The 2,902-nt window shown below is 54.3% G+C and carries 4 protein-coding genes; all 4 read right to left on the bottom strand.

Annotated elements, in window-relative coordinates; translation table 11 throughout:
• Positions 1 to 117 precede the first annotated feature (117 nt).
• Positions 118 to 327 carry a hypothetical protein gene (locus ACXJJW_RS08270; RefSeq protein WP_456475269.1) on the bottom strand — a complete coding sequence of 70 codons (210 nt, stop codon included), beginning with the start codon at positions 325 to 327 and terminating at the stop codon, positions 118 to 120.
• Between the two features lie 106 nt (positions 328 to 433).
• On the bottom strand, positions 434 to 1,504 hold the full coding sequence (locus tag ACXJJW_RS08275) for a site-2 protease family protein (protein WP_456475270.1): 1,071 nt from the start codon (positions 1,502 to 1,504) through the stop codon (positions 434 to 436).
• Positions 1,501 to 1,899: an aconitase X swivel domain-containing protein gene (locus ACXJJW_RS08280; protein WP_456475271.1), complete on the bottom strand. Its 399-nt coding sequence runs from the start codon at positions 1,897 to 1,899 to the stop codon at positions 1,501 to 1,503. The genes ACXJJW_RS08275 and ACXJJW_RS08280 overlap by 4 nt, the downstream gene beginning before the upstream one ends.
• A partial coding sequence (locus tag ACXJJW_RS08285) for an archaeosine biosynthesis radical SAM protein RaSEA (protein ID WP_456475272.1) occupies positions 1,896 to 2,902 on the bottom strand: 1,007 nt, incomplete at its 5' end. The genes ACXJJW_RS08285 and ACXJJW_RS08280, both read right to left, overlap by 4 nt.

The following is a 2,902-nucleotide window of genomic DNA, read 5'->3' on the forward strand; positions in this document are numbered from 1 at the left end:
GTGGTGCGGGGCTTCCTCTATCTCGGTCAGTTTTGAAATGATGCGCGCCTGTGTTTTACCATCAAGTTTTGAATACTGCTTTTCAAACTCTCTGGATAGAAAAAGACTGTAGGACATTCACTTCAGCCCGTGTTTTTTCTTGAATTCGGAGAAGCTGATAACCCTGCCGCTTTTTATGTCTTTCAATCCATTTTCAATGCTTTCCAGAGCCTCATCGTCACATGATATTTCAAGGGTCTCAAGGGCAGAGCCTATCTCCCTGTCCATACTGCGCAATACATTTATTATGACTCTTGTGGGATCAGTTTCTTTTACGGATGCGTGCATCAGCAACACCATTTATAAGATACATTTTAACATTTATATGGTTTGCTGGAACGATTTTTCTCAGAATAAACCGACAATCGCCGAATATTTATATCTTTTTCTGTTTTTATTCCCTGTAAATCTTCATCAGAAGCTCTGTAGAGATAAAGGGCACGGGCATGAAGGTGAGGATGAGGAGGATTAACATCCCAAGACCGAGAAGCTTTCTCCTGGTGTCAAGAGGGGTGACGTCGTTCAGCGGCCCGGGATGTTCCAGCTTCGTTATGAGGTATGCCACCACCGCCCAGAAGAGCCAGCCAGGCCAGACAAAAAAGGCGAGGATAAGGAGCATAAAAACTCCCCGGTAAACTGTGCGATAGCGTTTAGGGAACAGCGCGCGCACCACGTGCCCGCCGTCCAGCTGTCCCATGGGGAGGAGGTTGAGCGAGGTTACAAAGAGGCCTATCCAGCCCGCCATTGCAAGCGGGTGGGCGTCGATGCTCGCCCCGGTGGCGACATTGCCCAGCGTCAGCTTTGCTATGGCAAGCATTGCCAGGGGCATGAAGAAGGTAATCTCATCCTTCGCCTGCTCTATGGGCACTGGGGTGGAGTGCATTAGGCCGTAAGCGATAAAAGGCAGGGATAGCAGGAAGCCTGTAAGCGGGCCCGCAACACCAACCTCCAGAAGTGCCCTCCTGTCGGGGATAGGGGAGCGTATATTTATAACCGCCCCCATTGTGCCGAAGGGAAATATGTTGGGTGGGACAGGGATGAAGAAGGGCAGGGTTGCGGCAACATTGCGCCTCCTTGCAGCGATGTAGTGGCCCAGCTCGTGGCCCCCCAGGATCAGCATGAGTGCGGCTGCGAAGAGCACACTCAGGTACAGGTCACCCTCTGCCCACCACAGGTAACCGGCGAGCGTTACAGTCACAAGTGTGGCGAGGAGAAGCAGGAGGTGCGCCCAATCGGGCAGATTCAATCCCTTCTTGTTTCTCTCAACGATGGTTATAAAGTATCTTCCATCCCTCTCCCTGTAGATTGGATAGTAACCGGTGCCCTCGAAGCCGCGGAGCACAATATCAAAACTGCGCTCATGGCCGTACAGGGGCTCCACACCAAAGCTGAGTACCCTGCCGAAGTACCTCTCTCTTATCAGGAAGCCCCTCGCTACCAGTTCCTCAAAGGCGAGCTCATTCAATCTTCCACCTCTACGTAACCCTCGTCAGCATTTACCCTGAGCCTTGCCCCCTGAGGGATTGTGAACAATTCTCTGCTTGGGGAGTCCACCAGAGGTATGTCGGAGATTATCGCCCCTGTGGCAAGCATCTCGTCCGCCTTGGCGGCGATTATAGCGAGAGGCGCAGTGCCCAGCTTCTTCATCTGGTATATCACATAGCTCCCTACCGTCGAGCCCTTGGTGCGGGGAAGCACAAGAATCTTGCCGGCTATGCATTTACCGGCGAGCTCATGTCCACGCTCCACCACCACGCCACGCTTCGCATCCACGCCGCCTAGAAAGGTGATGGGTTCCCGCGTTATCACAGCCTCGCCCTCAGCAAAGCCGCCTGTAATCCTCCTTACCCTTATCCTCACCTTTCAAATACCTCCAGGGCAAGCTCTTCCTTCCAGCGCTCCTTGCACTCGCAATCCAGACTATCGAGATGCTCAAGCTCCTGCGTAGAGGAGAACCTGCGTATGGCATTAAGCACGCGGGAGCTGCACCTTCCGCAGTTTCTCGCACCCCGCCTTGTTCCTCCTCCAGAGGGGGAGCACACCACAGGTATGCTGACCCTCTCCTTCACCCTTCGGATAACCTCAACAACACTCCACAGCCAGGGCGGGCGGTACTCCCGCTTGTAAAAAAGCTCCTCCACCAGGGTACCCCGCTGCACATTTACAGGGTTAAAGCTCAGCCGCCCCACACCAAGGCGAGCAGCTTCAACACCGCTTATAACCGCATCCTCAATAGCCTCCGCCTCTGTTATGAAGGGCGGCTTTATGAGCAGGTAAGCTTTAACCTTAACCCCTGCACTTTTGCAGGCATTGAGAGCGCGCGTGAAGTCGGCGAGGGAGAAGCCCTTGTTTATGCACACCTCGCGTATGTAGTCACTGGTGGTCTCTAGACCTATACCAACCTCGAGTTCAGGCTCCAGAAGCGTGGTTGCCTCCTCCAGCACCTCCCTGGAGATGTACTCGGGACGGGACTCCACCTGAAGGCGCCTGACCCCGAGGGTATTGACCTGGCGATATATTTCAAGCCTCGTGTCTCGCGAGATCTCACCAGAGTCGAAGAAACTGCCTGAGTTGAATACCTTGAGGTAGGCGACTTTGCCAATCTTTGCTATGCCGCCTCTGAATTGCTGCAGCACCTCCGCCTGGGTCACATGCCTTGAGGAGTCGTAGACATAGCCACACATGGTGCAACCAGCGCGAAGCGCCCAGGCGCAGCCGCGCGTGGAGAGCACCACAACACCCGCATCCACCTCGATGCCGTGGAGGAAGTCCCTCTCGCGCCATGCCGCGAATTTTCCATGGGAGCGGAGCTCCTCCAGTGCGCGGCTTCTTATCCCTCTTACCACACTCTCAATCTGCATTA

It is taken from the genome of Candidatus Pyrohabitans sp., assembly GCF_054014795.1.

Excerpts from the sequence above, each read along its gene's own strand:
- ACXJJW_RS08270 (WP_456475269.1), bottom strand. The coding sequence starts at position 327 with ATGCACGCATCCGTAAAAGAAACTGATCCCACAAGAGTCATAATAAAT.